Annotated in this window: 22 protein-coding genes; 9 read left to right on the forward strand and 13 right to left on the reverse strand. The window is 69.1% G+C overall.

Annotation, left to right across the window (positions count from 1 at the left end):
* Positions 1 to 85: 85 nt before the first annotated feature.
* Positions 86 to 1039, reverse strand: coding sequence for a MerR family transcriptional regulator (locus tag G1H10_RS18485; protein WP_216853405.1), 954 nt, complete (start codon positions 1037 to 1039; stop codon positions 86 to 88).
* A gap of 412 nt (positions 1040 to 1451) precedes the next feature.
* Complete coding sequence (locus G1H10_RS18490) at positions 1452 to 2450, reverse strand: heme o synthase (protein WP_163740492.1); 999 nt, start codon at positions 2448 to 2450, stop codon at positions 1452 to 1454.
* Between the two features lie 286 nt (positions 2451 to 2736).
* On the opposite strand from G1H10_RS18490, the gene tkt reads away from it, so the two are divergent.
* The 9 genes from tkt to G1H10_RS18530 all read left to right on the forward strand — a co-directional run bounded on the left by tkt (position 2737) and on the right by G1H10_RS18530 (position 13879).
* A complete protein-coding gene (gene tkt, locus G1H10_RS18495) occupies positions 2737 to 4845 on the forward strand; it encodes a transketolase (RefSeq protein ID WP_163740494.1) in 2109 nt (702 codons plus the stop codon).
* Positions 4846 to 4965: 120 nt separating this feature from the next.
* Entirely contained in the window at positions 4966 to 6081 is a 1116-nt protein-coding gene (tal, locus tag G1H10_RS18500; RefSeq protein WP_163740496.1) for a transaldolase, read from the forward strand.
* Between the two features lie 20 nt (positions 6082 to 6101).
* Positions 6102 to 7694 carry a phosphoglucose isomerase-related protein gene (locus tag G1H10_RS18505; protein ID WP_163740498.1) on the forward strand — a complete coding sequence of 531 codons (1593 nt, stop codon included), beginning with the start codon at positions 6102 to 6104 and terminating at the stop codon, positions 7692 to 7694.
* Between the two features lie 46 nt (positions 7695 to 7740).
* Positions 7741 to 9270, forward strand: a complete 1530-nt coding sequence (zwf, locus tag G1H10_RS18510) for a glucose-6-phosphate dehydrogenase (RefSeq protein ID WP_163740500.1) — start codon at positions 7741 to 7743, stop codon at positions 9268 to 9270.
* Positions 9267 to 10223, forward strand: coding sequence for a glucose-6-phosphate dehydrogenase assembly protein OpcA (gene opcA / locus G1H10_RS18515; RefSeq protein WP_163740502.1), 957 nt, complete (start codon positions 9267 to 9269; stop codon positions 10221 to 10223). Before zwf ends, opcA begins: the two co-directional genes overlap by 4 nt.
* Positions 10220 to 10999: a 6-phosphogluconolactonase gene (gene pgl, locus G1H10_RS18520; protein ID WP_163740504.1), complete on the forward strand. Its 780-nt coding sequence runs from the start codon at positions 10220 to 10222 to the stop codon at positions 10997 to 10999. The genes opcA and pgl overlap by 4 nt, the downstream gene beginning before the upstream one ends.
* Before the next feature lie 19 nt (positions 11000 to 11018).
* Positions 11019 to 11741 carry an aspartate/glutamate racemase family protein gene (locus G1H10_RS18525; RefSeq protein ID WP_163740662.1) on the forward strand — a complete coding sequence of 241 codons (723 nt, stop codon included), beginning with the start codon at positions 11019 to 11021 and terminating at the stop codon, positions 11739 to 11741.
* A 177-nt stretch (positions 11742 to 11918) separates the two neighbouring features.
* A complete protein-coding gene (locus tag G1H10_RS32155) occupies positions 11919 to 12095 on the forward strand; it encodes a hypothetical protein (protein WP_216853408.1) in 177 nt (58 codons plus the stop codon).
* Positions 12096 to 12355: 260 nt separating this feature from the next.
* Positions 12356 to 13879, forward strand: coding sequence for a SulP family inorganic anion transporter (locus tag G1H10_RS18530; RefSeq protein WP_163740506.1), 1524 nt, complete (start codon positions 12356 to 12358; stop codon positions 13877 to 13879).
* A 548-nt stretch (positions 13880 to 14427) separates the two neighbouring features.
* On the opposite strand, the gene G1H10_RS18535 is transcribed toward G1H10_RS18530, so the two are convergent.
* The 11 genes from G1H10_RS18535 to rapZ form a co-directional block, all read right to left on the reverse strand.
* Positions 14428 to 14769 carry an RNA polymerase-binding protein RbpA gene (locus G1H10_RS18535; protein WP_163740508.1) on the reverse strand — a complete coding sequence of 114 codons (342 nt, stop codon included), beginning with the start codon at positions 14767 to 14769 and terminating at the stop codon, positions 14428 to 14430.
* A 131-nt stretch (positions 14770 to 14900) separates the two neighbouring features.
* The gene (gene secG / locus G1H10_RS18540; protein ID WP_163740510.1) at positions 14901 to 15125 is read right to left on the reverse strand and encodes a preprotein translocase subunit SecG; all 225 of its coding nucleotides are present in this window, start codon (positions 15123 to 15125) and stop codon (positions 14901 to 14903) included.
* Positions 15126 to 15187: 62 nt separating this feature from the next.
* Positions 15188 to 15943, reverse strand: coding sequence for a triose-phosphate isomerase (gene tpiA, locus G1H10_RS18545; RefSeq protein ID WP_163740664.1), 756 nt, complete (start codon positions 15941 to 15943; stop codon positions 15188 to 15190).
* Between the two features lie 33 nt (positions 15944 to 15976).
* Entirely contained in the window at positions 15977 to 17170 is a 1194-nt protein-coding gene (locus tag G1H10_RS18550; RefSeq protein WP_163740511.1) for a phosphoglycerate kinase, read from the reverse strand.
* Positions 17171 to 17190: 20 nt separating this feature from the next.
* Positions 17191 to 18198 carry a type I glyceraldehyde-3-phosphate dehydrogenase gene (gene gap, locus G1H10_RS18555; protein WP_163740514.1) on the reverse strand — a complete coding sequence of 336 codons (1008 nt, stop codon included), beginning with the start codon at positions 18196 to 18198 and terminating at the stop codon, positions 17191 to 17193.
* Positions 18199 to 18817: 619 nt separating this feature from the next.
* Positions 18818 to 19810, reverse strand: coding sequence for a hypothetical protein (locus G1H10_RS18560; RefSeq protein ID WP_163740515.1), 993 nt, complete (start codon positions 19808 to 19810; stop codon positions 18818 to 18820).
* Positions 19811 to 19836: 26 nt separating this feature from the next.
* Positions 19837 to 20406, reverse strand: coding sequence for an RNA polymerase sigma factor (locus G1H10_RS18565; protein ID WP_163740666.1), 570 nt, complete (start codon positions 20404 to 20406; stop codon positions 19837 to 19839).
* A 152-nt stretch (positions 20407 to 20558) separates the two neighbouring features.
* Positions 20559 to 21311 carry a hypothetical protein gene (locus tag G1H10_RS18570; protein WP_163740517.1) on the reverse strand — a complete coding sequence of 251 codons (753 nt, stop codon included), beginning with the start codon at positions 21309 to 21311 and terminating at the stop codon, positions 20559 to 20561.
* Entirely contained in the window at positions 21308 to 22288 is a 981-nt protein-coding gene (gene whiA, locus G1H10_RS18575) for a DNA-binding protein WhiA (RefSeq protein ID WP_163740519.1), read from the reverse strand. The genes G1H10_RS18570 and whiA overlap by 4 nt, the downstream gene beginning before the upstream one ends.
* Positions 22279 to 23256, reverse strand: coding sequence for a gluconeogenesis factor YvcK family protein (locus G1H10_RS18580; RefSeq protein WP_163740520.1), 978 nt, complete (start codon positions 23254 to 23256; stop codon positions 22279 to 22281). Before G1H10_RS18580 ends, whiA begins: the two co-directional genes overlap by 10 nt.
* An 18-nt stretch (positions 23257 to 23274) precedes the next feature.
* Positions 23275 to 24270, reverse strand: coding sequence for an RNase adapter RapZ (rapZ, locus tag G1H10_RS18585; protein WP_163740668.1), 996 nt, complete (start codon positions 24268 to 24270; stop codon positions 23275 to 23277).
* Between the last annotated feature and the right edge of the window lie 128 nt (positions 24271 to 24398).

Genomic DNA, 24398 nt, shown 5'->3' on the forward strand with positions numbered 1-24398 from the left:
GCTTTCCGTGTGTGCGTCGGAAGGTTGTCGCTGCCATAGCAACAACAACCTTCCGACGTTCCGCTCGAGGACGGGGCGGCACGGCCTATCCGCGCAGGGCCGCCGCGAACCACTCCATCGCGGCGACGCTGCCGCCGCGGGACTGCTCCTGCCGCCACCCGTTCACGATGCCGACGAGCTCCCAGAACCGCTCCACCCGGCGGTCGGAGAATGTCGTGATCTGGTCGGCCAGTTGCCGCCGGAATCCGGCGTCGTCCGGCACGCCGCGGGCCGCGGCGAACGCGGCCGCCAACTCGCCGATGGCCTGCTGCGCACCCTCCGAGTCCGGTTCCACGCCGGCTTCGCGCAACGGCGTCACCGTCTCCGTCACCTGTTCGAAGAGCGCCACCTGCTCCGGGCCCGGGGCCGCCGCTTCGTCCTCCGACCCGCGCGCATCGTGCGAGGCCTTCGCCATTTCGCGCACCCGCGCCCGGTAGTCCGGATCCTGCACCAGCTCCGCAAGCTCGATCCACGCGTCGACCTGCTCCTGCGTGGGATCGTCGGGCAGGTCGACCTTGACCGATCGCGACTTCTGGACGAACTGCGGGTCCAGGTCCAGACCCGAGAACGTCTCGTCCCAGTACTCGTCGATGATCCGCTGTCGTTCCTCCGCGGACAGCTGTGCCAGCTTGTTCATCGTCTCCAGCTCCTTCTGGTCGTCGATCCCCAACCTGGCCACCGCCCGCAACACCGAACGCCGGGTCCGCAGGATGCGAATCTGCGCGTCGATCGCTGCGGCATGGCTCGTCGCCAGCTCGCTCAGCGTGACCGCCTGGTCCAGGAAGGCCCGGATGGACGCCAGGTCGAAGCCGAGCTCCCGCAGTGTGCGGACCAGGTCCAGGCGCGCCAGCGTGCGCGAGTCGTAGAGCCGGTAGCCGGTTGAGGATCTGCCGGTCGACGGCACCAGGCCGATGTCGGCGTAGTAGCGGACCGTCTTGACCGGTAGTCCGGTCCGCTCCGCCGCTTCGCCGATGGTCAGCCAGACGTCGTCGTTGTTCACGTGCTCCACGGTGGACCTTCCAGTCGCTGGAGACTCAAATCGAATTCACGTCTCGCTCGGCAGCATGGTCCGGGTCCGACGGCTCGGAGCGCGCGATCCACGGCGCACAGCCTGCTCACCGCATCCGCCACGCGCGTCGGTCAGCGGAGGGTTCAACACACTCTGCTACCGCGTTGGAGCATGCACGGCGGTGATGGGATTCGCGTTTGGTGCGTCATAGCGCCCTGAACTCGTATCCCATCGCGCGCGATGGCCCGCGTCGTCCGGCAGCGCTGTCGCATTCCATTACACCGACACGCCACCGCCCGTCTGACGATCCACAACGCGGATTCCTCGTCGCACAACTCACCTGGTGAGTGCAGCCTTGCGGGGGCCGGCGGCCGTCTCCTCACCTTATGGCGGTACAGCGAGCTCAACCGAGGATGAGCACGTCCGCCATCACGGCGACGAACGTGATGGTGAGATAGGTGATCGAGCCGTGGAACAGGCGCATCGCCTTCAGCCCCGCGTCCGTGGGATCGCGACGCGCGCGCCCGTACAGCTGATGCGCTTCCAGCAGGAACCACACGGCCGCGACCACGGCGCCGAGCCCGTAGACCCAGCCCAGTCCGCCGACCGGCCACAGCACCAATGACGTCGCCACCATCGCCCACGAGTACGCCAGGATCTGTGCCGCCACCGTCCGCGCCGGTGCCACCACCGGGAGCATCGGCACCCCGGCCCGCTCGTAGTCATCGCGGTAGCGCATCGCCAACGGCCAGTAGTGCGGCGGGGTCCAGAAGAAGACGATGAGGAACAGCAGCACCGGCGGCCAGTCCAGGCTTCCGGTGACCGCAGCCCACCCGATGAGCGTGGGCAGGCAGCCGGCGACGCCGCCCCAGACGATGTTCTGCGTCGTGCGCCGCTTGAGCAGCACGGTGTAGATGAAGACGTAGAACAGGTTCGCGCCCGCGGTCAGTGCGGCCGCGAGCGGGTTGACCCACACCGCCATCATCACCACGGCCAGCACCAGCAGCACAGAAGCGAAGGAGAACGCCGCCACCGGCGACACCACCGCCATCGCCACCGGTCGGCGGCGGGTGCGGTGCATGACCGCGTCGATGTCCCGCTCGAGCACCTGGTTGAACGCGTGCGCGCTCCCGGCCGCCAGCGTTCCGCCCAGCAATGTGACCGCCACCAGCCACAGCTCGGGGATGCCGCGCTCCGCCAGCACCATCGCCGGCAGCGTCGTGACCAGGAGCAGCTCCACGACACGCAGCTTCATCAGCGAGACGTAAGCGCCCACAGCCTGGCGTACGCCGGCGGGCTGCCCGGTCCTGGGATTCACCGGCCGGGCACCGCTTCGGGCGGCCGTGGAGTCCATGATCCGCGTCACATCGGCGCCGCGTTGTTCCAGGGCCGTCACGGTCATCCTTAGCAATGGTGGGCGGTTTGCCGGCGGCGTCGGAACAACCGCCTCGACTGTTCGGTTCGAGTTTAACGGTGGGTCACCGCGCGACGGTCGGCGGGCACGCCCAGTTCACATCCGAGTGAACTCTGCCGGACGAACCGACGGCCGCCGCACGGCGCACGGAGGCCCCCACTACGCTCGAGTCCGTATCCCGTGATGAGGAACTCACACGTTTGGCTCGACGGGGCCATCACGAAGGGACGGGCCACTATGGAAGACGGGTCATCATGAAGGGAAGGGCGCACCTGTGAACACAACCCCCGCCAACTCCACCGGTCTCGAGTGGTCCGAGCTCGACGACCGTGCTGTCGATACCGTCCGGCTGCTGGCCATGGACGCCGTTGAGAAGGTGGGCAACGGGCATCCGGGTACGGCGATGAGCCTCGCCCCGGTCGCCTACACGCTCTACCAACGTGTTCTTCGTCACGATCCGTCCGACCCGGGCTGGCTCGGACGGGACCGGTTCGTGCTCTCCGCCGGCCACAGTAGCCTCACGCAGTACATCCAGCTCTATCTGGCGGGCTACAACGTCACTCTGGACGACCTGAAGTCGTTCCGCACCTGGGGATCCAAGACACCGGGACACCCGGAGTATGGCCACACCGAAGGCGTCGAGGTCACCACCGGGCCGCTCGGTTCCGGCTTCGGCTCCGCGGTCGGCATGGCGTTCGCCGCTCGCCGCGTGCGCGGGCTGCTCGACCCGGACGCCGCGCCCGGCGAGAGCATCTTCGACCACCACATTTACGTGATCGCCTCCGACGGAGACCTGGAGGAGGGCGTCTCCAGCGAGGCGAGTTCCCTGGCAGGCACGCAGGAGCTCGGCAACCTGATCGTCCTCTGGGATGACAACAAGATCTCCATCGAGGACGACACCAACATCGCCTTCACCGAGGACACCATCGCCCGCTACGAGGCGTACGGCTGGCACACGCAGGTGGTCGACTTCACCGGCCCCGAGTACCGGGAGGACCCGCAGGCCGTGTTCGCGGCGCTGCAGGAGGCGAAACAGGTCACCGACCGTCCGTCGTTCATCGCCGTACGCACCACCATCGGCTGGCCGGCCCCGAACAAGCAGAACACCGGCGCCATCCACGGCTCCGCACTCGGCGCCGACGAGGTGGCCGCCACCAAGCGCATCCTCGGTGCGGATCCGGAGAAGAGCTTCGACGTCGCCGACGACGTCATCGAGCACACGCAGCTCGCCGTCGACCGCGGCAAGAAGCTGCGCGCCGAGTGGGAGGAGCGCTATCTCGCGTGGCGCGAGGCCAACCCGGAGCGCGCCGCACTCCTCGACCGGCTGCGCGAGCGGAAGCTGCCGGCCGGCTGGACCGATGCCCTGCCCGAGTTCGAGCCCTCGGAGAAGGGCATCGCCACCCGCGCGGCGTCCGGCAAGGTACTCAACGCGATCGCACCGGTACTGCCGGAGTTGTGGGGCGGGTCGGCGGATCTCGCCGGCTCGAACAACACCACCATCACCGGTGAGCCGAGCTTCCTGCCGGAGAAGCGCTCCAGCGAGATGTTCCCCGGCCACCCCTATGGCCGCACATTGCATTTCGGCGTGCGCGAGTTCGCCGCCGGGCTGATCGCCAACGGCATCGCGCTGAACGGACTCACCCGGCCGTACGCGGCCACGTTCCTGGTCTTCAGCGACTATCAGCGGGCCGCGGTCCGGCTCGCCGCCGTGCAGCAGATCCCGACGACGTTCGTCTGGACGCACGACTCCATCGGCCTGGGCGAAGACGGCCCGACCCATCAGCCGGTCGAGCACCTCAGCGCGCTGCGGGCCATCCCCGGATTCGACGTGGTGCGCCCGGCGGACGCGAACGAGACGGCGGTGGCATGGCGGACCATCCTGGAGCGCGGTCACAAGCCGGCCGGCATCGCGCTGACCCGGCAGGGCATCCCGACCTTCGACCGCTCTGTCTACGCCTCCGCCGAGGGTGTGGCGAAGGGCGCCTACGTCTTCGCCGACGCCGCCACGGGCGACGGCAACGGCGAGCCGCGAGTCATCTTGATGGCCAGCGGCTCCGAGCTGCAGCTCGCCGTCGAGGCACGCGAGCGGCTCCAAGCCGAGGGTGTTCCCACCCGGGTGGTGTCATTCCCGTCACACGAGTGGTTCGAGGAGCAGAGCGCCGAGTACAAGGAGTCGGTGCTGCCGGCCAGCGTCAAGGCGCGCGTCTCGGTCGAGGCCGGCGTCGCGATGAGCTGGCACCGCTATCTCGGCGACGCCGGGCGCGCGGTGAGCCTCGAGCACTTCGGCGCCTCCGCCGACTACAAGATCCTGTTCCGGGAGTACGGCTTCACCCCCGAGGCGGTCGTCGCGGCCGCCAAGGAGTCGATCGAAGCCGCCCGGTGACGGCCACCCCCGACCAGGCGCTCACGCCCGGCGACGCGTGGTTCCACGGCACGCGTCGCCGGACCCCGAGCCACACGTTGCAGGACACCGTGAGAAACGCACGCAATGGAGCTGATCGCTATGACCACTGACACCACTCCCCTGTCCCGGCTGTCCGACGCCGGCGTGGCGGTCTGGCTGGACGACCTGTCCCGGGATCGCATCACCACCGGCAACCTGCGGAACCTCATCGAGGCGTGGCACGTCGTCGGCGTGACCACCAACCCGTCGATCTTCCAGGCTGCCATCTCCAAGAGCAGCCTGTACGACGACGACCTGCGTCGGCACGCCGGCCAAGGCTCCGACGCCGACGCCGCCGTGCGCGACCTCACCACCGACGACGTGCGCGCCGCCGCCGACCTGTTCGCCCCGGTCGCCGAGCGCAGCGACAACGGCGACGGCCGGGTCTCCATCGAGGTCGACCCGCGGCTCGCACACGACACCCAGGGCACCATCGACCAGGCGCGCGAGCTCTGGACGGAGGTGGACCGGCCGAACATCTTCATCAAGATCCCGGCGACCAAGGCCGGGCTGCCCGCGATCACCGCGGTGATCGCGGCGGGAATCAGCGTGAACGTCACGTTGATCTTCTCGATCGAGCGTTACCGTGAGGTCATGGACGCCTATCAGGCCGGTCTGGAGCAGCGGCTCGCCGCCGGTGAGTCCCTGGACGGGATCGCCTCGGTGGCCTCGTTCTTCGTCAGCCGGGTCGACTCCGAGATCGACAAGCGACTGGAGACGATCGGGTCCGACGAGGCGCTGGCGCTGCGCGGCCGGGCGGCGGTCGCCAACGCGCGGCTGGCCTACGCCGCCTACGAGGATGTCATCGCCGCGGACCGGTGGAAGCGTCTGGAAGCGGCCGGAGCGCAGCGGCAACGCCCGCTGTGGGCGTCGACGTCGACGAAGAACCCCGAGTACCGGGACACCATGTACGTCGAGGACCTGGTCGCGCCGGACACCGTCAACACGATGCCCGAGTCGACGCTCGAGGCCACGGCCGACCACGGTGAGATCACCGGGGATACCATCCGCCCGAATCGGGAAAACGCGTGGGAGACGCTGGCGGCGATCAAGTCGGTCGGTGTCGACCTCGACGACGCCACCCAGGTCCTGGAGGACGAGGGTGTGGAGAAGTTCGAGGCGAGCTGGAACGACCTGCTGGACTCGGTCACCGCGAAACTGGAGGCGGCGAAGTGACGAGCGAGCGGAGCGGCGAAGTGACGAGCGAGCTCAACGTAACCGTCCACGGCGTCGACGCCGCGAGCGCCGTGGACCAGTTGGTCACCGACCGAGTGGCGTCGCGGATCAGTGCCAAGGACGCGACGCTGTGGGGTCCGGACGCCGAGTCCGAGGCATCGATCCGGCTCGGCTGGGTCGACCTGCACGAAACCTCCCGGCCGTTGCTGGCCGAGATCGAGGCGCTGCAAGCCGAGCTGCGCGCCGAAGGGCTGGACCGGATCGTGCTGGCCGGTATGGGCGGCTCGTCGCTGGCTCCGGAGGTGATCACCCAGACGGCAGGCGTGGAGCTGACCGTGCTGGACACCACCGATCCGGCGTCCATCCAGCGAGCCCTCGGCGACCGGCTGGAGCGGACCGTGCTGGTGGTGTCCAGCAAGTCCGGCACCACGGTGGAGACCGACAGCCAGCGACGCGCGTTCGAAGCGGCGTTCGCCGCCGCGGGCATCGATGCCGCGTCCCGGATCGTCGCCGTCACCGATCCGGGGTCGGCGCTCGCCGAGACCGCCCAGCAAGCCGGTTATCGCCGGCTCTTCCTCGCCGATCCCAACGTCGGCGGCCGGTACTCGGCGCTCACCGCGTTCGGCCTGGTACCGAGCGGCCTGGCCGGTGCCGACATCGCCGCGCTCCTGGACGAGGCCGCCGCAGTAGCGGGCACGCTGGCCTCCGACGCGCCGGACAATCCAGCACTCGTGCTCGGCGCCGCGATGGGCTCGGGCGTCGCCGACGGGCGGGACAAGGTCGCCATCGCCGACGCGGGTTCCGGCATCGTGGGCTTCGCCGACTGGGCGGAACAACTCATCGCGGAGTCCACCGGCAAGCTGGGCACCGGGATCCTCCCGATCGCGGCGGCCGCCGACGATCCGGAGATCCGCGGTGCGGCCCCCGACGTGCTGCCCGCGCTGGTCGGGGCGCAGGCGTCGCCGCCGGAGACGAGTGTCGTCGTCACCGGACCGCTGGGCGCGCAGTTCCTGCTCTGGGAGTACGCCACCGCCGTCGCCGGGCGTCTGATCGGGATCAACCCGTTCGACCAGCCCGACGTGGAGAGCGCCAAGGCCGCCGCCCGCAGCCTGCTGGACGCCCGCCCTGAGCCGGAGCCGCCGGCGTTCGTGGACGCCGGTATCGAGGTGCGCGGGACGTCGGGTCTGCTGGACGGGGTGAGCTCGGTCGAAGGGGCGGTGGAGTCGCTGCTCAGCCAGCTCGACGAGCGTGGTTACCTGGCGGTCATGGCATACCTGGACCGGGAGGGGGCCGACGCCGGCCTGGCCGCTGTCCGGGTTCCGTTGGCCCGCCGCACCGTGCGTCCCACCACCTACGGGTGGGGTCCACGATTCCTGCATTCGACCGGCCAGTACCACAAGGGCGGCCCGGCGCAGGGCGTGTACTTGCAGATCACCGGCGCCGTCACGGACGACTTGGAGATCCCCGACCGGCCGTTCAGCTTCGGTCAGCTCATCGCGGCGCAGGCCGCGGGCGACGCGACGGTACTCGCAGAGCACGGGCGCCCGGTGCTGCGGCTGCACCTGACCGACCGGAGCGCCGGAGTCAAGCGACTGCTGGAGATCCTGCAGTGATCGACCGTGTGCCGGCCAAGCACCTATGTCGACGAAAGGCAATGACATGACCTGGCTCGCCAACCCGTTGCGGGACAAGCGGGATAAGCGCCTGCCGCGTATCGCCGGGCCGTCCAGCCTGGTGATCTTCGGGGTCACCGGTGATCTGGCCCGCAAGAAGTTGATGCCGGCCGTGTACGACCTGGCCAACCGCGGGCTGTTGCCGCCGGGCTTCTCGCTTGTCGGTTTCGCGCGCCGCGAATGGGCGACCCAGGATTTCAGCAGGCAGGTACACGATGCCGTCAAGGAGCACGCCCGCACGCCGTTCAGCGAGGCCACCTGGCGGCAGCTGTCGGAGGGCATCCGGTTCGTCCCGGGTGATTTCTCCGACGACGACGCGTTCGATGAGCTGGAGCGGACCGTCCGCAAGCTCGACGAGCAGCAGGGCACCGGCGGCAACCACGCCTTCTACCTGTCGATCCCGCCGTCGTTCTTCGACGTCGTCTGCAAGCAGCTGGCCCGCTCCGGCCTCGCCGAGCCGGAGAACGAGGACCAGTGGCGGCGCGTCGTCATCGAGAAGCCGTTCGGCCACAACCTGCAGAGCGCGCGCGAACTCAACGCCGTTGTGGAGGACATCTTCCCGGCCGACTCGATCTTCCGTATCGACCATTACCTGGGCAAGGAGACGGTCCAGAACATCATGGCGTTGCGGTTCGCCAACCAGCTGTTCGAGCCGACTTGGAACGCGCACTACGTCGATCACGTGCAGATCACCATGGCCGAGGACATCGGCATCGGTGGACGGGCGGGGTACTACGACGGCATCGGCGCGGCCCGCGACGTCATCCAGAACCACCTGCTGCAGCTGCTGGCACTGGTGGCGATGGAGGAACCGGTCTCCTTCGACCCGTCGGACCTGCGTGCGGAGAAGGAGAAGGTGCTCTCCGCGGTGCGGCTGCCGGCAGATCTGACCAAGCACACCGCGCGCGGGCAGTACGCGGCCGGCTGGGCGGGCGGCACACCGGTCCGCGGCTACCTGGAGGAAGACGGCATCGCGCCGGACTCCAGGACCGAGACCTACGCCGCCGTCCGGCTCGACATCGACACCCGGCGCTGGGCCGGAGTCCCGTTCTACCTGCGCACCGGGAAGCGGCTGGGCCGACGGGTCACCGAGGTGGCCGTCGTCTTCAAGCGCGCTCCGCACCTGCCGTTCGAGTCCACCGCCACCGAGGAGCTCGGCGAGAACGCGCTGGTGATCCGGGTGCAGCCGGACGAAGGCGTGACGATCCGATTCGGTTCGAAGGTGCCGGGCACGGCGATGGAGGTACGCGACGTCACCATGGACTTCGGCTACGGCTACTCGTTCACCGAGGAGAGCCCGGAGGCCTACGAGCGGCTCATCCTTGACGTGCTGCTCGGCGATCCGCCGCTCTTCCCGCGGCACGAGGAGGTCGAGCTGTCCTGGAAGATCCTCGATCCCATCGAGGAGTTCTGGGCGGAGAACGGCACCCCCGAGCAGTACGCATCCGGTGGCTGGGGTCCCAAGTCCGCCGACGAGATGCTCGCCCGCGACGGCCGGCACTGGAGGATACCGTGATCATCGACCTCCCGAAGACGACGTCGAGCGACGTCGGCAAGCGGCTGATCGACCTGCGTGAGAAGCACGGCGCGGTCACCCTCGGCCGGGTGCTGACGCTGGCGCTGATCACCGACGAGGACAACGCGGAGAGCGCGATCGCGTCGGCGAATCATGCCAGCCACGAGCACCCGTGCCGGATCATCGCCGTGATCAAGGGCACGTCGCGTGGGTCCGCCCGGCTGGACGCGCAGATCCGGGTGGGCGGCGACGCCGGCGCCAGCGAAGTGATCGTGCTGCGCACCTTCGGCCCGCTCACCGCGCACCCGGTATCGGTGGTGGTGCCGTTGCTGCTGCCGGACGCCCCGCTGGTGGCGTGGTGGCCCGCCGAGGCGCCGGAGGTCCCGGCTGAAGACCCGGTCGGTGCACTCGCACAGCGACGGATCACCGACGCGGCAGCGTGCAAGCGTCCGTCCGCGGCGCTGACCGACCGTGCCCACGGGTATCGCCCCGGTGACACCGACCTGGCCTGGACCAGGCTGACCCTGTGGCGGGCGTTGCTGGCCGCGGCGCTGGATCAGCCGCCGCACGAGGACGTCACCTCGGTGCGGGTGGTGGGCGGATCGGAGAACCCGAGCGCCGACCTGCTGGCCGGCTGGCTGTCCATGACGCTGCGATGCCCGGTCACCCGCACCAAGGCTACCGGGGTGGACGGCATGCTCAGCGTGCGCCTGGACCGGCCGTCGGGTCCGATCGTCATCGAACGCCCGGACGAGGACGTCGCGGTGTTGAGCACACCGGACCGGGTCGACCGCAAGGTTGCACTCCCCCGCCGGTCGGCCGGGGAATGCCTGGCCGAGGAGTTGCGCCGGCTGGACCCGGACGAGGTGTACGGTGACGTCCTGCTGCACGGGCTGGAACTTCAGCGCGAGACCGGCAAGACCACGCGGACCAAGGTCAAGGCCAAGCGATGAGTGACGTGAGCGTGGTGGTCCACCACGATGCGGAGGTGCTCGCCGAGGCGGCCGCCGCCCGGCTGATCACCCGGCTGGTGGACGCGCAGTCGGCGCGGGGTCACGCGTCGGTGGTGCTGACGGGTGGACGGATCGGCACGGCCATGCTGGCGGCGGTGCGTCGTTCCCCGGCGCATTCTGCCGTCGACTGGTCCGCCGTGGACGTCTGGTGGGGCGACGAACGGTTCCTGGCGCCCGGAGACGCGGAGCGGAACGAGACGCAGGCGCGCGATGCGCTGCTGGACCATGTGCCGGTCGATCCGGCGCGGGTCCATCCGATGCCGGCCGACGACGGCGATTTCGCCGGGGATCCGGAGCGAGCGGCCGAGTGGTATGCGGCGGAGCTGGCCGCGGCCACCCCCGGGAACGCGGACGCCGAGGTCCCCGAGTTCGACGTGCTGCTGCTGGGTGTCGGCCCGGACGGCCACGTCGCGTCGCTGTTCCCGGAGATGCCGGCGCTGTACGAGGAGCGCCCAGCGGTCGCCGTGCACGGTGCGCCGAAGCCGCCACCCACGCGGTTGAGCCTCACCCTGCCCGCGATACAGTCCGCGGCGGAAGTGTGGTTGGTGGTGTCCGGGGAGGACAAGGCACCAGCGGCGAAGATGGCCCTGTCCGGTGCCGGTCCGACGCAGATCCCCGCGGCCGGCGCCAAGGGCCGGCACGCCACCCGATGGTTGCTCGACGACGCTGCGGCGTCCAAGCTGCCGCCCGGGCTCGACCGGCGCGCGACACCCTGAGGACGCCGCCGTGAATGCCATGCGACACGCCGGAATCCTGGCGCACAGCACGGAGGGCGCGTCGCTCTGCTTCCGCGTGTTCTGCCAGGAAGGATTCGAGGAGCTCGGTGCGCACGAGCATCCCGATGTGACGCTGGACTGCATCGCGATGGGGCGGAGCATGCCGGCCTGGGACGCCGGTGACCACGCTTCGATCCGGTCTACCCTGGCGACGAGCGTGCAGCGGCTGGCCCGGGCCGGCGCGCAGTTCTTCGTCTGCCCGGACAATACGGCGCACATGGCGCTGGAGGTTCCGGGTGAGCCGCTGGCACTTCCTGGCCTGCACATCGCGGAGGTCGTCGCCGATCGAGCCGCCCAGGACGGACGGCGACAGGTCGGCGTACTCGGGACCCGGTACCTGATGGACGGCCCGGTGTATGCCAGAGCGCTGGCCGAGCGCGGTATCGCTGCCGAGGTGCCGTCCGCCGAGGACCGATCCGTCGTCAATTCGATCATCTTCGACGAGCTGGTGAACGGCGTCTTCACCGAATCGGCGCGACAGGAGTACGTGCGCATCATCGAGCAGCTCGCCGAGCGCGGCTGTGACGCCGTCGCGCTGGTCTGCACGGAGATACCGCTACTGGTGACGCCGGAGGATTCTCCGCTCCCGACGCTGGACTCGACCCGGCTCCTCGCCCGTGCGGCGTTCGAGGTGGCCGTCGGACGTCGACCTGTGCCTGCATGGCGCGGCGGCCCGATCTGAGAAAGATCCCGGCCGGCGGCAATCCCAGGTACGACGGTCTGCATGCGTGACAGCTGGCGCGGTACGACGGTCTCCCCCGCGCAACAGCCGGTCCAGCACGACAACCGGTAAAGCACGATCGCCGGCCCAGCGGAGATCGATGTGACTTTTCAGGCGAGCCTTACCTAAGATGGCCTGGTGCGCTCGGTCAAGGCGAAGAAGAAGTGCTGCCGCAGCACGCCCCGGTGCAAGGCGTGTCCAGTGGTGCTCAAACGCTTGGCCGACTCCGGCCTCGCCACGCGCGAGAGCAAGAAGGTCTACCTGTTCAGCGCCAAGGTGTCGAAGAAGGCGCTGGCCCGTGCCCGCGCCGGCTGAATCCGGGCCATCGAGGCGCCGGTGAATCCGGACCCGGACCATCGATCGACCTACAGCGCCTACAGCACCTACGGCAGTTTTCGCCCCTTTTCCGACCAGGACGGTAGGTTGACGCTGATATACCTGCGTTGAGCTGCGCCGACGTCGAACCTGGTCAGTAGCGTTCCGAAACGACGATACCTTGATGTCAAGGTACCTTCTCGCAACACCGAAGGAGTCGCTGTCGTGGGCTGTGAACAGGTCCGATGAGGAGCCCGAGCATGCGGCTCACCCCACCGGCCCGAGGCGATGTCATCGCCGGCGTCAGCGTCGCGCTGGTGCTGATCCCCCAGTCGCTGGCCTATGCCGAACTGGCCGGCCTTCCGCCGGTGCACGGCCTGTACGCGGCGGCCGTAGCGCCGATCGCCGGAGCGCTGATCGGGTCGTCGCCGTACCTGCAGACCGGCCCGGTGGCGCTGACCAGCCTGCTGACGCTCGGCGCCCTGTCCCCGCTCGCCGCGACGGGCTCGGCCACCTTCGTCGCCTATGCCGCTGTCCTGGCCGTCCTGGTCGGCGCGGCACGTGTCCTGCTCGGCCTCATCCGCTGGGGTGCGCTCGCCTATTTCATGTCGATCCCGGTGGTCACCGGATTCACGGTGGCGGCCGCCGTGTTGATCGTCGGTTCCCAGGTGCCTAGCCTGCTGGACGCGCCGGCAGATTCGGACAATCCGGCCCGGGCAGCGTTCGACGCGCTTTCCGGCCCCGGTGACTGGAGCGTCGCATCCATGCTGGTGGGTGTCGCGGTGGTAGCCGTCGTCATGGGCGGACGCCGCATATCGGCGCTGATTCCCTGGGTATTGATCGTCACGATCGCCGCCCTCCTGGCCAGCCGCGCCGGTGCACTCGACATCGCCCAGATCGGCACCGTACCGAGCGGGCTGCCGCCGTTCTCCGTTGACCTTCCCTGGGAGGCGGTCCCGGACCTGATCGTCCCCGCGATCCTCATCGCCCTGGTGGGATTCGCCGAGCCCGCGTCGATCGCCCGCAAATACGCCGCCGCCGACCGTCAGGAATGGAACCCGAACAGAGAGTTCATCGGCCAAGGTCTGGCCAACCTGGCCGCCGGTGTCGCCGGCGGCTATCCTGCGGGCGGCTCGTTCTCCCGCTCAGCGCTCAACCGCATGACCGGGGCGCGCACCCGGTGGAGCGGCGCCGTCACGGGCGCGACGGTCCTTGTCGTCCTCCCCTTCGCCGGCGTTCTGTCCGCCCTTCCGACCGCGGTACTCGCCGGGCTGGTCATCGTCGCCGCCATATCCCTGATCGACCTCAAGCCGTTCTTCACCTATTGGCAGTACTCGAAGCCGCAGTTCCTGGTCGCGGTCCCGACATTCATCGCCACCCTGCTACTCGCGCCCCGAGTGGAACGTGGCTTGTTGATCGGCATCGCGTTGGCTTTCGTGGTGCACCTATGGCGTGAGCTTCGCGTGGACCTTCGCACCACGGTCGACGACGACACGCTCTACGTGCACCCAGAGGGCGTGCTCTACTTCGCCTCGGCCCCGATGCTGGAAACCCAGCTGACCGGCCTGCTCGCGGAGAATCCCGCGGTCCGACGCGTGGTGCTCGACGTGCACCGACTCGGCCGGCTCGACCTCACCGGCCTGATGGCCATCCGCGGCTTCGCCGAACAGGCCGCCAACTTCGGCGTCGAGGTCGAGGTCCGCGATGTGCCCGAGCACGCCCGCGACCGCGCACATCGCGTCCTCGACCCGGTATGCCGGCTGGTCGCCACCGAACCGACGTGACTCCGGGCGCATCGCTTGACGGCCATGCAGAAAAGCGTCGGAGAGTTTTATCTGCTATAGCGTGCACAACGTTCCGACGTCGCCTGGGGTAGCAGCCTCCGAAGCTCTCGTGGCCCTGTCGTGTGTCCGATCGTGGGCGTAACCGCCGCAACACGGAGCCGTGAGCGTGGTTGTGTGCAGTTGAGCCGCCTATAACGGCCAGATGCAGCACGAGTACTCGCACGACCGGGAATACACGTCCAGGTACGGCGATCGTCCGCACGGCAGGTCACACGACCTCGCTCGGTGCGGCTGGAACCTACACGACGGCGAACTCGACCCCAGGATGTGCGAGGCGTCGTGCGAGTTCTAGCCGATGATTCGACAGACCGTGTGACCTGTCGTGTGACGGACGACCGCGGGCCGAGCTCTGGAGGACAGACCGTGTGGTCTGTCGTGCGCGCAGTTGCCGATAGAGCCGTGCGCCGCCGGGTGGGCAACCGTGAGTGAGCGCGGGTGGCCAACCGTGGGTAACCGTGGCTGGGCAACCGTAGGCAGGGGGCGCCGCGCTACAGGCGGCGGCGCTGGCGGAGGGCGGCGAGCGCTTCCTCGAGGATCGCAGCGCCGTCCTCGTCGCTGCGGCGTTCCTTGACGTAGGCCAGATGGGACTTGTAGGGCTCGACTCGCGGCATCGGCGGCGGGTTCTCCTGCTCCTGGCTGGCCGGCAGACCGCAGCGCGTACAATCCCACGACTCAGGAACCTCAGCGTCCAGCGCGAAGTACGGCGCACTCACGTGGCCTCGCCCGCAGTAGTACCTGACCTGACGACGCGGAGCGGTCTCGCCCCGCTCGTCCTCACCCATCGGGCCGGCTCCTACCCGGCTCCCCCGGATTGCATTACCACCGGCCACCTCGTCAGTCCTCCCTCAGCTCAGCACCATCGACAGTCCAAGGGCGTCCCATGACGCCAGCGCACGCCCATCCGGCTTCTCGCAAAGGTGCCGCAGCAGGTGAGCGGACCGCAGGAGCCATCGGGCATGACCTACAAGAGCAGTCCCAGGGCGACGATGCTCGCCGCCCAGATCAGGCCGACCGCGATGGTCAGCCGGTCGAGGTTGCGCTCGGCGACCGACGAGCCGCCGACGGACGCCGAGACGCCACCACCGAACATGTCGGAGAGTCCCCCGCCCTTGCCCTTGTGCATGAGCACGAGGACCAGCATCAGCAAGCTCGTGACCACGAGCAGAATTGCGAATACCAATGTCACGGCGGGTGCCTCATCCTAGTCGAACGTACAGTTTGCCGGCAGCCAGCAGTCTACCCCGACGATCACGACTGGTCGAAGCGACAGATGGCTGCGAACCCATCAGCGTCGAGGCTGGCTCCGCCGACGAGAGCCCCGTCGACGTCGGCCTGATCCATGATCGGCCCGACGTTGGCAGCCTTGACCGAACCACCGTACAGGATCCGGATGCCGGCGGCCACACCCTGCGAATACAACTCGCCGAGCCGGCTCCGGATGGCCGCGGCCATCTCCTGGGCGTCGTCCGGGGTCGCCACCTCGCCGGTGCCGATCGCCCACACCGGCTCGTAGGCGATGACCACCTTGGCGGCCTGCTCCGCGCTGACGTCCTTCAGCGCGCCGTCGAGCTGGGCCAGCGTGTGTGCGACATGCTCGCCCGCCTTGCGGACGTCGAGCACCTCGCCGATGCACAGGATCGGCGTGAGCTCGTGCCGCAGCGCGGCCTTGACCTTGGCGTTCACCAGCTCATCGGACTCGGCGTGGTACTGGCGACGCTCCGAGTGACCGACCGCCACATAGGTGCAGCCCAGCTTCGCCAAGAACGCACCGGACACCTCGCCCGTGTAGGCGCCGGAATCGTGCGCCGACAGGTCCTGCGCGCCGTACGCGACGTTCAGCTTGTCCCCGTCCACCAGTGTCTGCACGGAACGGATATCGGTGAACGGCGGCAGCACCGCCACGTCGACCTTCTCGTAAGTCTGCTCATCCAGTGAGAAGGCCAGCTTCTGCACCAGCGCGATCGCCTCGAGGTGGTTGAGGTTCATCTTCCAGTTCCCGGCCATCAACGGCCGGCGAGCATTCGTCGCCACTGCGCCCTACTCCTCCAGAATCGCCAGGCCGGGCAGGGTCCTGCCCTCGAGCAGTTCCAGCGACGCACCGCCGCCGGTCGAGATGTGCGTGAACGCGGACTCGTCCAGGCCGAGCTTACGAACCGCGGCCGCGGAGTCTCCACCGCCGACGACGCTGGTGCCCTGCACCTGCGACACCGCCGCCGCCACATCCTTGGTACCCGCGGCGAACGGGGACAGTTCGAACACGCCCATCGGACCGTTCCACACGACGGTCTTGGCGTCCGCCAGCTTGCCGCTGAACAGCTCCACCGTGGCCGGTCCGATGTCCAGGCCCTTCTGGTCGGCCGGGATCGCCGAGGCGTCCACCACCGAGGTCTGGGCGTCCTCGGAGATGTCCGCGGCCACCACGACGTCAACCGGCAGCACGATCTCCACGCCGGCCTGCTCGGCCCGGTCCAGATAGCCCTTGACCGTGTCGATCTGGTCGCTCTCCAGCAGCGAACCGCCCACACCGTAGCCCTTGGCCGCGAGGAAGGTGAAGGCCATGCCACCGCCGATCAGCAGCCGGTCCACCTTGCCGATCAGGTTGTCGATGACGCCGAGCTTGTCGGACACCTTCGATCCACCGAGCACGACGACGTACGGCCGCTCCGGCGTCACCAGGACCTTGCGGAACGCCTCCATCTCCGCCTCGACCAGCCGCCCGGCGGCGTGCGGCAGCCGCTGCGCGACGTCGTAGACGCTGGCCTGCTTGCGGTGCACGACGCCGAACCCGTCGGAGACGAACGCATCCGCCAAACCGGCCAGCTCATCGGCCAAGGCGCCGCGCTCGGTGTCGTCCTTGCTCGTCTCGCGGGCGTCGAACCGGACGTTCTCCAGCAGCGCGACCTCGCCGTCGTTCAAAGCCGCCACGGTCTTGCGGGCGCTCTCGCCGACCAGATCGGTGGCGAACGCAACCTCGGAACCGAGCAGCTCGGACAGCCGCTTGGCGACGGGAGCCAGCGAATACTTAGGCTCCGGTGCGCCCTTGGGACGGCCCAGGTGCGCGGTGACCACCACCCGCGCGCCGGCCTCAGCCAGCGTGCGGATGGTGGGCACGGACGCGCGAACCCGACCGTCATCGGTGATGGTGTCACCGTCGAGTGGGACGTTCAGGTCGGAGCGGACCAGTACCCGCTTTCCCTTCAGGTCCCCCAGGCTCTCGATCGTCTTGCTCATGGTCGAGTGATCCGTGCCGATCAGAGCGACGAACCGACGAAGCGGGCGAAGTCGACCAGGCGGTTCGAGTAGCCCCACTCGTTGTCGTACCAGCCGACGATCTTCACCTGGTCACCGATGACGCGCGTCAGGCCCGCATCGAAGATGCAGGAGGACGGGTCGGTGACGATGTCGGAGGAGACGATCTCGTCCTCGGTGTAGCGCAGGTAACCCTTCAGCGGGCCCTCCGCCGCCTCCTTGAAGGCGGCCTTGACCTCGTCGACGCTGGTCTCACGAGCGAGCGTGGCGGTGAGGTCGGTGGCCGAACCGGTTGGCGTGGGCACCCGGACGGCGAACCCGTCGAGCTTGCCCTTCAGCTCCGGCAGCACCAGTCCGATCGCCTTCGCGGCGCCGGTGCTGGTGGGCACGATGTTGAGCGCGGCCGCGCGGGCACGGCGCAGGTCCTTGTGCGGGCCGTCCTGCAGGTTCTGGTCGGCGGTGTAGGCGTGGATCGTGGTCATCAGGCCACGCTCCAGGCCGAACGAATCGTTCAGGACCTTCGCCATCGGTGCCAGGCAGTTGGTGGTGCAGGAGGCCATCGAGACGACGTGGTGCGACGCCGGGTCGTAGTTCTCGTGGTTGGCGCCGAGCACGAAGGTGCCGTCTTCATTCTTGGCGGGTGCGGAGATGACGACCTTCTTGGCGCCCGCGTCCAGGTGCGCCTTCGCCTTGGTGGCGTCGGTGAAGAAGCCGGTGGACTCGATGACGACGTCGACGCCCCAGTCCTTCCACGGCAGGTTCGCGGGGTCCTTCTCAGCGGTCGCCTTCAGCGTCTTGTCACCGACTCGGATGCCCTCGTCGGTGGCGCTGACCTCGGCGTCCAGACGGCCGAGGATGCTGTCGTACTTCAGCAGGTGGGCGAAGGTCGCGGTGTCACCAAGGTCGTTGTAGCCGACCACCTCGACGTCGCCGCCGCCCTGTGCCAGCAGAGCACGGTAGAAGTTCCGACCGATACGCCCGAAACCGTTGATGCCTACCCGTACGGTCATGCTGGATCACTCTCCTTCTTGAGGTTCAGGGTGTTTACGTACCCGCGGTCGTCCACCCCGTCGTGGTGACCCGGATCTGACCTTAAGGCATAACCGTCGGATCCGCGTCATCGCGGGTAGCTTCAATGTCTCGCCGCCGTTAACCTACGCCGGTCCGACACATCTGTGCGATCTGACACCCGGAAAGCCAGGCCCGTGTGACGACACGGTGAACGCCCTGTTTCCACACCACACATCCTTACGTCCATCCCCGGCGGTACAACCATCCCCACATGGTGCCCGGCGGGCTCTCATCCATCCGTACCCCGGACACGCCCGGTTAAGACCTTCTCGCCTCGCCCGATGCCACATCGATCACGCTCCCACACTCACATGGACGGGCCTCCATCCGGCAGGGACCTACGTCCCGCGGATCGTCCGCTTTGGACACCGCAGCCGTCTCACGTCTGCCGCAATCGGCGATGGATTCTGAGTGGGCCCGGGTTCTCGGCCGCCTCGCGAACATGAGGAAGCGGCTCCGGCACAAGGGGAAAACCGGAGCCGCTCCCTGCGCCCGACGCGTGTGTGGGGTCAATGGGACGTCGGGCGTCTTGTGGAACCCTGATACGCGAACCTCCGCTCAGGGCCCAGATTTGCCGGCCGGGGGTCCCGGCGCGTTGTCGGACCGTCTCTCCTTCGGCGGGTCCCCGCGCGGTGGACTGGAGTCGGCGGCGTCGCCGCCGCCCACCGCGTCGTTGCCGCTGGACCCGTTCTCCGGAGCTGTGCGGTCCTGCGGGCCTTCGCCCGCGCTGTTGCCGGGGTTGTCCGGACGGTTCTCCGTCCCGCTTCCTGGGTTCTCCGGCCGATTTTCTTGCTTCTGAGCCGGTTCCCCCGGTTCTTCCGGGCGGTTGTCCGCTCCGTTCCCCGGATTCTCGGGCCTCTTCTCTACACCGTTGCCTTCGTTCTCCGGCTTCTCGCCGTTACCGTTATTGTCCGGCTTCGGGCCACCCGGTGTCGAGTCTTTCTCCGATTTATTCTTCGGTTTGTCGGTTTCTTTTTTGTCCCCGTCGGTGCGCTGACGCGTGCCGGCGTCTCCGGACTGACCCCGGTCCGGATCGCCCCCGCCGGTCTCATCTCCGTGCGGCCGGGCCGGCTCGTCACCGGAACCCGACGGACCGGTGCCACCTGGCCGATCAGAGGTATCCGTGCCATCCGCTCGCTCGGGGAAGGTCACCGGGCTGACCCGCTCGATGAAGCCCTTGACCCCGTTCTCCACCGACTCGGGCAGCCCACCCGCCGCCGCGACGCCGGTGAAGCCGAGCAGAAGCGCGGCCACTCCGGCCACGACGCGCACTCGGATCCCCAGCTTGCTCGTCCACGACCGCAGCGGCTGCACCCACGACCCGAGCCGTGCCGCCGTGCCCGCACCTTCGGACCACGCCGGGATCTCCACGTCGTGAAAGTCTCCGGCGGCGATCCGCTCCGCGAGTTCTGCCGACGGCGCCACGTATCCAGTGGCCGAGCCGCGGATGGCCTCCACAGCCTCGGCCAGCGGAACGAGTTCGGACGACACCGGCTCGCCACGGAGCACTGCTTCCGTGGCTGCGTCGTCCAATGCGGCTGGCGTAGACATCTCGTCTACGTAATCGCTCCAGGGCCTCATAGGGGTACGCCCTCGGTGAGGATTTTTTTCCGGATTGCGTTCAGACCACGTCGTTGCAGGGCTTTCACCGCACCCGTGGACTTCCCGATCACCACCGAGACCTGATCCACCGTCAGATCGGCGAGCACCCGGAGCAGGACCACCTCGCGCTGGTCGTCGGAGAGCTCCGCGCACAGCTCGAACACCCGCCGCTCCCCGAGCGCGGTCAGCGCATCGTGCTCCACATCGCCACCCGGCCCGTCCAACACCAGTGGCTCGTCGGTCGGGGTCACGGGCCGCCGCGCGGCCCGCCGTCGTTCGTCGATCAGGCGACGACGCGCCACGGTGAAGACGTAGGAGCGGAACTGCGCCTCCGACCCGGAGAACGACGGCAGCTTGCCGAACACGGTCATGAAGACGTCGCTGACCATATCCTCGGGCTCACCTGCGCCCTGCAAGCGCAGGAATCCGGCGACCGACGGGGCGAACTCGTTGTATAGACGCTCGAAAGCCCACGGCGCACGCGCCCGGGCAGCATCGAGTACCCCTTCGAACCCCTCACCGATGGACAGCTGGCCCCTCCCCAGACGTCACTCCCTTGTATCGGGGTAATCGCTCCCCGACCCCAGAAGGGTACGGCCTCGGGCAAAATCGCCGCAGAATCTCAGATCTTGGAACGATCACCGCCGGCGAGCGCTCCCGACACCCGGAGTGCTCCGAGGCCGCATGGCGCGCCGCATCATTCGAGCGCGCGGATCGCGGCGTCGGCTTCCGCCACATTCGCGGCCAGCGTCCGCGCCAGCTCGCCGACGCGCTCGTCCACCTTCTCCCGGTCGCCGCGGATGTACAGAAACCCGATGACGTCCCCGGCCGGTATCGCCACCATGATGCCGGGCGCCTCGTTGCCATCCGGGTACGTCCAGTGGTCGCGGAGGGTGACCGCATCGCCGGGCAACCCCGTCGGCGTCGACCCCGGTTCGGCCGTGACATGAGCACCGCTCTGGTACGACACCGACGGGCACGTCCGCGGCACCGCCTCGAACACGGCCATGGTGTCGCGGGCGCCGCCGGGCCGGTACGCGACCACTTCGACCCCCACGGTGTACCCACCGGCGTCGTGGTCGATCCACTCGTCGTTCATCCACCACCGCTGCGAACGGGCGATCCGCTGCTCGTCCGCCGGGTCCGCTTCGTCCCCGCAGAACGACGCCGTCGGCGTCTCCAGCCCGGACTCACGCTGGTAGTGCTCGTTCACCGAGAGCCCCAGCTGCGCCTCGGTGAACCGGGCAGCATCGAGAATGCGCTGGATCCGCTCCGTCGGCGGTGTGCTGGTCGTGGCCTCCGGGGAGGCGGGTTTCCAGGCTTCCTCGGAGGTGTCACTCGTCGCCGACCTGGTGACCGTCTCGGCCGACGGCTCGTCCGAGCCACCGCCGCCGGTACACCCGCACAGCAGCACCAGCACGCCTACGGCCATGGCGGCCGCCCGCATCACGGCGCCAGCATCTCCGAGGTGAGGTTGGCTTCCGTGTTCGGGATCCCGTGATCGGCGGCCTTGCGGTCCGCCATCGCCAGCAACCGACGGATCCGCCCGGCGATGGCGTCCTTCGTCATCGGCGGATCGGCGAGCTGCCCCAGCTCTTCCAGGCTCGCCTGCTTGTGCTTCAGCCGCAGCTCGCCGGCGACTCGCAGGTGCTCCGGCACGTCTTCGGCCAGGATCTCCAGGGCGCGTTCGACGCGTGCCCCCGCGGCGACGGCCGCCCGCGCGGATCGGCGCAGGTTCGCGTCGTCGAAGTTCGCCAGCCGGTTCGCCGTCGCCCGCACCTCGCGGCGCATCCGCCGCTCTTCCCACGCGAGCACGCTGTCGTGCGCGCCGATCCGGGTCAGCACAGCGCCGATCGCCTCACCGTCGCGGACAACCACCCGGTCGGTCCCGCGCACGTCCCGGGCCTTGGCCTGAATCCCGAGCCTCCGCGCCGCACCGACCAGCGCCAGCGCCGACTCCGGCCCCGGACAGCTCACCTCCAACGACGACGCACGACCCGGCTCGGTCAGTGAGCCGTGCGCGAGGAACGCTCCCCGCCACGCCGCCTCCGCGTCGCACAGTGCGCCGTTCACCACCTGCGCCGGCAGGCCGCGCACCGGCCGGCCGCCACCGTCCAGCAGGCCGCTCTGCCGCGCCAGATGCTCGCCGTCCTGCGCCACGCGCACCAGGTATCCGGTCCCCTTGCGAAGGCCGCCCGCCGCGACGGTCGAGAGCTCGCTGTCATGCCCGAACACGTCAGCGATGTCGCGCCGCAGCCGACGTGCGGCGACCCCCGTATCCAGCTCCGCCTCGATGACGATCTTCCCGCTGACGATGTGCAACCCGCCGCTGAAGCGCAGCAGCGCGGACACCTCCGCCTTGCGGCAACATGTCTTGGTCACCTCGAGGCGAGCCAGCTCGTCCTTCACCGATGCTGTCATCGCCATGGCCCGATCCTGCCACGTCCAAGGGTCCGCGCGAACGTCCAACCCAGCAGTTGGGGGTCATGTCGCGCCGATCCGTCGTCACACGCCACGTCGGTCACCACCAGCTCGGCCCCCATCTCGGCCGCCACGCGTCGCAGCAACGGCTCGTCCGGGACCGAGCCACGGTCCGCCACCACTAGGTCGATGCGCAGGTCAGGGGCGTACGCACCGAGTACCTCGAGGTGCATCTCCGGTGTGAAGTTCGTGGTCTCGCCGCCCTCCGGGGACAGGTTGAGCGTCACCGCCCGCAGCGCCGGGGTGGTGACCAACGCCTCACGTAGCTCCGGTACGAGCAGGTGCGGTATCACACTTGAGAACCATGAGCCGGGCCCGAGCACCACCCACTCGGCGTCGGCGATCGCGGCCAGCGCCTCCGGGCAGGCCGGCGGATCCGGCGGGCTCAGGCTGACCGCGACGACGTCCCCCTCCACGGTCGCGACCGCGTGCTGGCCGGCGACGGTGCGGATCTCCCGGGTGCCGTCCACCGACCGATGCGGGCTGCCCACGAGTGCCTCGATATGCATCGGCACCAGCGCCATCGGAAGCACGTGCCCCTGGGCGCCGAGCAGCCGGGCCACCCATTCCAGGCCCTGCACGTGACCGCCCAGCAGATCCCATAGCGCCACGATCAGCAGGTTGCCGGCCGCGTGGTCGTGCAGTTCGCCGCCGCCGCTGAACCGGTGCTGCAGCACGTCGGCCCAGGTGCGGCCCCACTCATCGTCGCCGCAGAGCGCCGCCAGCGCCATCCGGAGATCACCCGGCGGCAGCACACCCAGCTCGCGCCGGAGCCGGCCGCTGGAGCCGCCGTCGTCGGCGACGGTCACCACCGCGGTCAGCCGGCCGGCGATCCGGCGCAGGGCGGACAGCGACGCGGCCAGGCCGTGTCCGCCGCCCAGCGCCACGACCTTCGGGCCCGCGAGTGCATCCATCTAACGTCCCGCGTCTCCTCACTCCCGCCCAAGATCGCGGTGGACGACGAGCGTCTCGATACCGCCGGTGCGCAACCGTTCGGCCAGCGCCTCGCTCATCGCCACGCTGCGGTGCTTGCCGCCAGTGCATCCGATCCCGATGGTCACAAACTGCTTCCCTTCGCGCAGATAACCCTCGGACACGGCGCTGACCAGGTCGCCGTACCGGTTGAGGAACTCGTCCGCTCCGGCCTGAGCCAGCACGTAATCGCTCACGGCGGTGTCCGTCCCGGTCAGCGGCTGCAGGTCGGGCACCCAATGGGGATTGGGCAGGAAACGCATGTCGGCGACCATGTCGGCGTCGACCGGTATGCCGTACTTGAAGCCGAAGGAGACAATCACCGCGCGCAGACCGGCCTGTTCGGAGGCGAAGGCGGTGCGGATGCGCGCGCCCAGCTCGTGCACGTTCAGCAGCGAGGTGTCGATCACCAGATCGGCGGCGACGCGGAGGGATGCGAGTTCGGCCCGCTCACGTTCGATCGCCTCCACCACCCGGCCATGGCCCTGCAGCGGATGCGGCCGCCGGGCGGACTCGAACCGGCGGACCAGCGCCTCGTCGCTGGCTTCAAGGAACAGCACGGTGGGCCGGACGCCGTCCGCGGCCATGGCCTCGAGCGCACCGCGCAGCTCGCTGAAGAACACGCCACCGCGCACGTCCGCGACGACCGCGAGCCGCCTGCTCGCGTCGTCCTTGCTCACCGTGGAGACGAGATCCATCAACAACGACGGCGGGAGGTTGTCCACCACGAACCACCCGAGGTCGTCCAGCGCCGCGGTGGCGGCCGTCTTTCCCGCACCGGACATGCCGGTGACGAGTAGCACCTCGGGCATCTTCGCGTCGTCTCTCTTCTCGGTCTTCTCGCTGCTCGCGGCCTCGTCCGTCGGCGACCGCTCGTCCGTCGCGGCCTGGTCCTTCGCCGTTCGCTCGTCCGTCGCCGTTCGCTCGTTCTTCTCCGTCTGGCCATGCTCCACCACCGTGCGACCTCCCCCGTCGAGTTCTCTGCCGTCCGCTCGGCAGGCAAGCGGCACTTGTGTGGCGACGTCCCATGATTCCAGCTTCCAGCCCGCGACGCGCGACGGGGCGGCTCCCAGCGCCACGGTCA

The organism is Phytoactinopolyspora halotolerans (assembly GCF_010550675.1).
Lineage (GTDB): Bacteria > Actinomycetota > Actinomycetes > Jiangellales > Jiangellaceae > Phytoactinopolyspora > Phytoactinopolyspora halotolerans.

Bases quoted from the DNA above. Each gene is read 5' to 3' on its own strand.
- G1H10_RS18490 (WP_163740492.1), bottom strand. From the start codon at position 2,450: ATGACCGTGACGGCCCTGGAACAACGCGGCGCCGATGTGACGCGGATC.
- tal (WP_163740496.1), top strand. From the start codon at position 4,966: ATGACCACTGACACCACTCCCCTGTCCCGGCTGTCCGACGCCGGCGTG.
- zwf (WP_163740500.1), top strand. From the start codon at position 7,741: ATGACCTGGCTCGCCAACCCGTTGCGGGACAAGCGGGATAAGCGCCTG.
- pgl (WP_163740504.1), top strand. From the start codon at position 10,220: ATGAGTGACGTGAGCGTGGTGGTCCACCACGATGCGGAGGTGCTCGCC.
- G1H10_RS18525 (WP_163740662.1), top strand. From the start codon at position 11,019: ATGCGACACGCCGGAATCCTGGCGCACAGCACGGAGGGCGCGTCGCTC.
- G1H10_RS18530 (WP_163740506.1), top strand. From the start codon at position 12,356: ATGCGGCTCACCCCACCGGCCCGAGGCGATGTCATCGCCGGCGTCAGC.
- tpiA (WP_163740664.1), bottom strand. From the start codon at position 15,943: ATGGCCGGGAACTGGAAGATGAACCTCAACCACCTCGAGGCGATCGCG.
- G1H10_RS18550 (WP_163740511.1), bottom strand. From the start codon at position 17,170: ATGAGCAAGACGATCGAGAGCCTGGGGGACCTGAAGGGAAAGCGGGTA.
- gap (WP_163740514.1), bottom strand. From the start codon at position 18,198: ATGACCGTACGGGTAGGCATCAACGGTTTCGGGCGTATCGGTCGGAAC.
- G1H10_RS18560 (WP_163740515.1), bottom strand. From the start codon at position 19,810: ATGTCTACGCCAGCCGCATTGGACGACGCAGCCACGGAAGCAGTGCTC.
- whiA (WP_163740519.1), bottom strand. From the start codon at position 22,288: ATGGCGATGACAGCATCGGTGAAGGACGAGCTGGCTCGCCTCGAGGTG.
- G1H10_RS18580 (WP_163740520.1), bottom strand. From the start codon at position 23,256: ATGGATGCACTCGCGGGCCCGAAGGTCGTGGCGCTGGGCGGCGGACAC.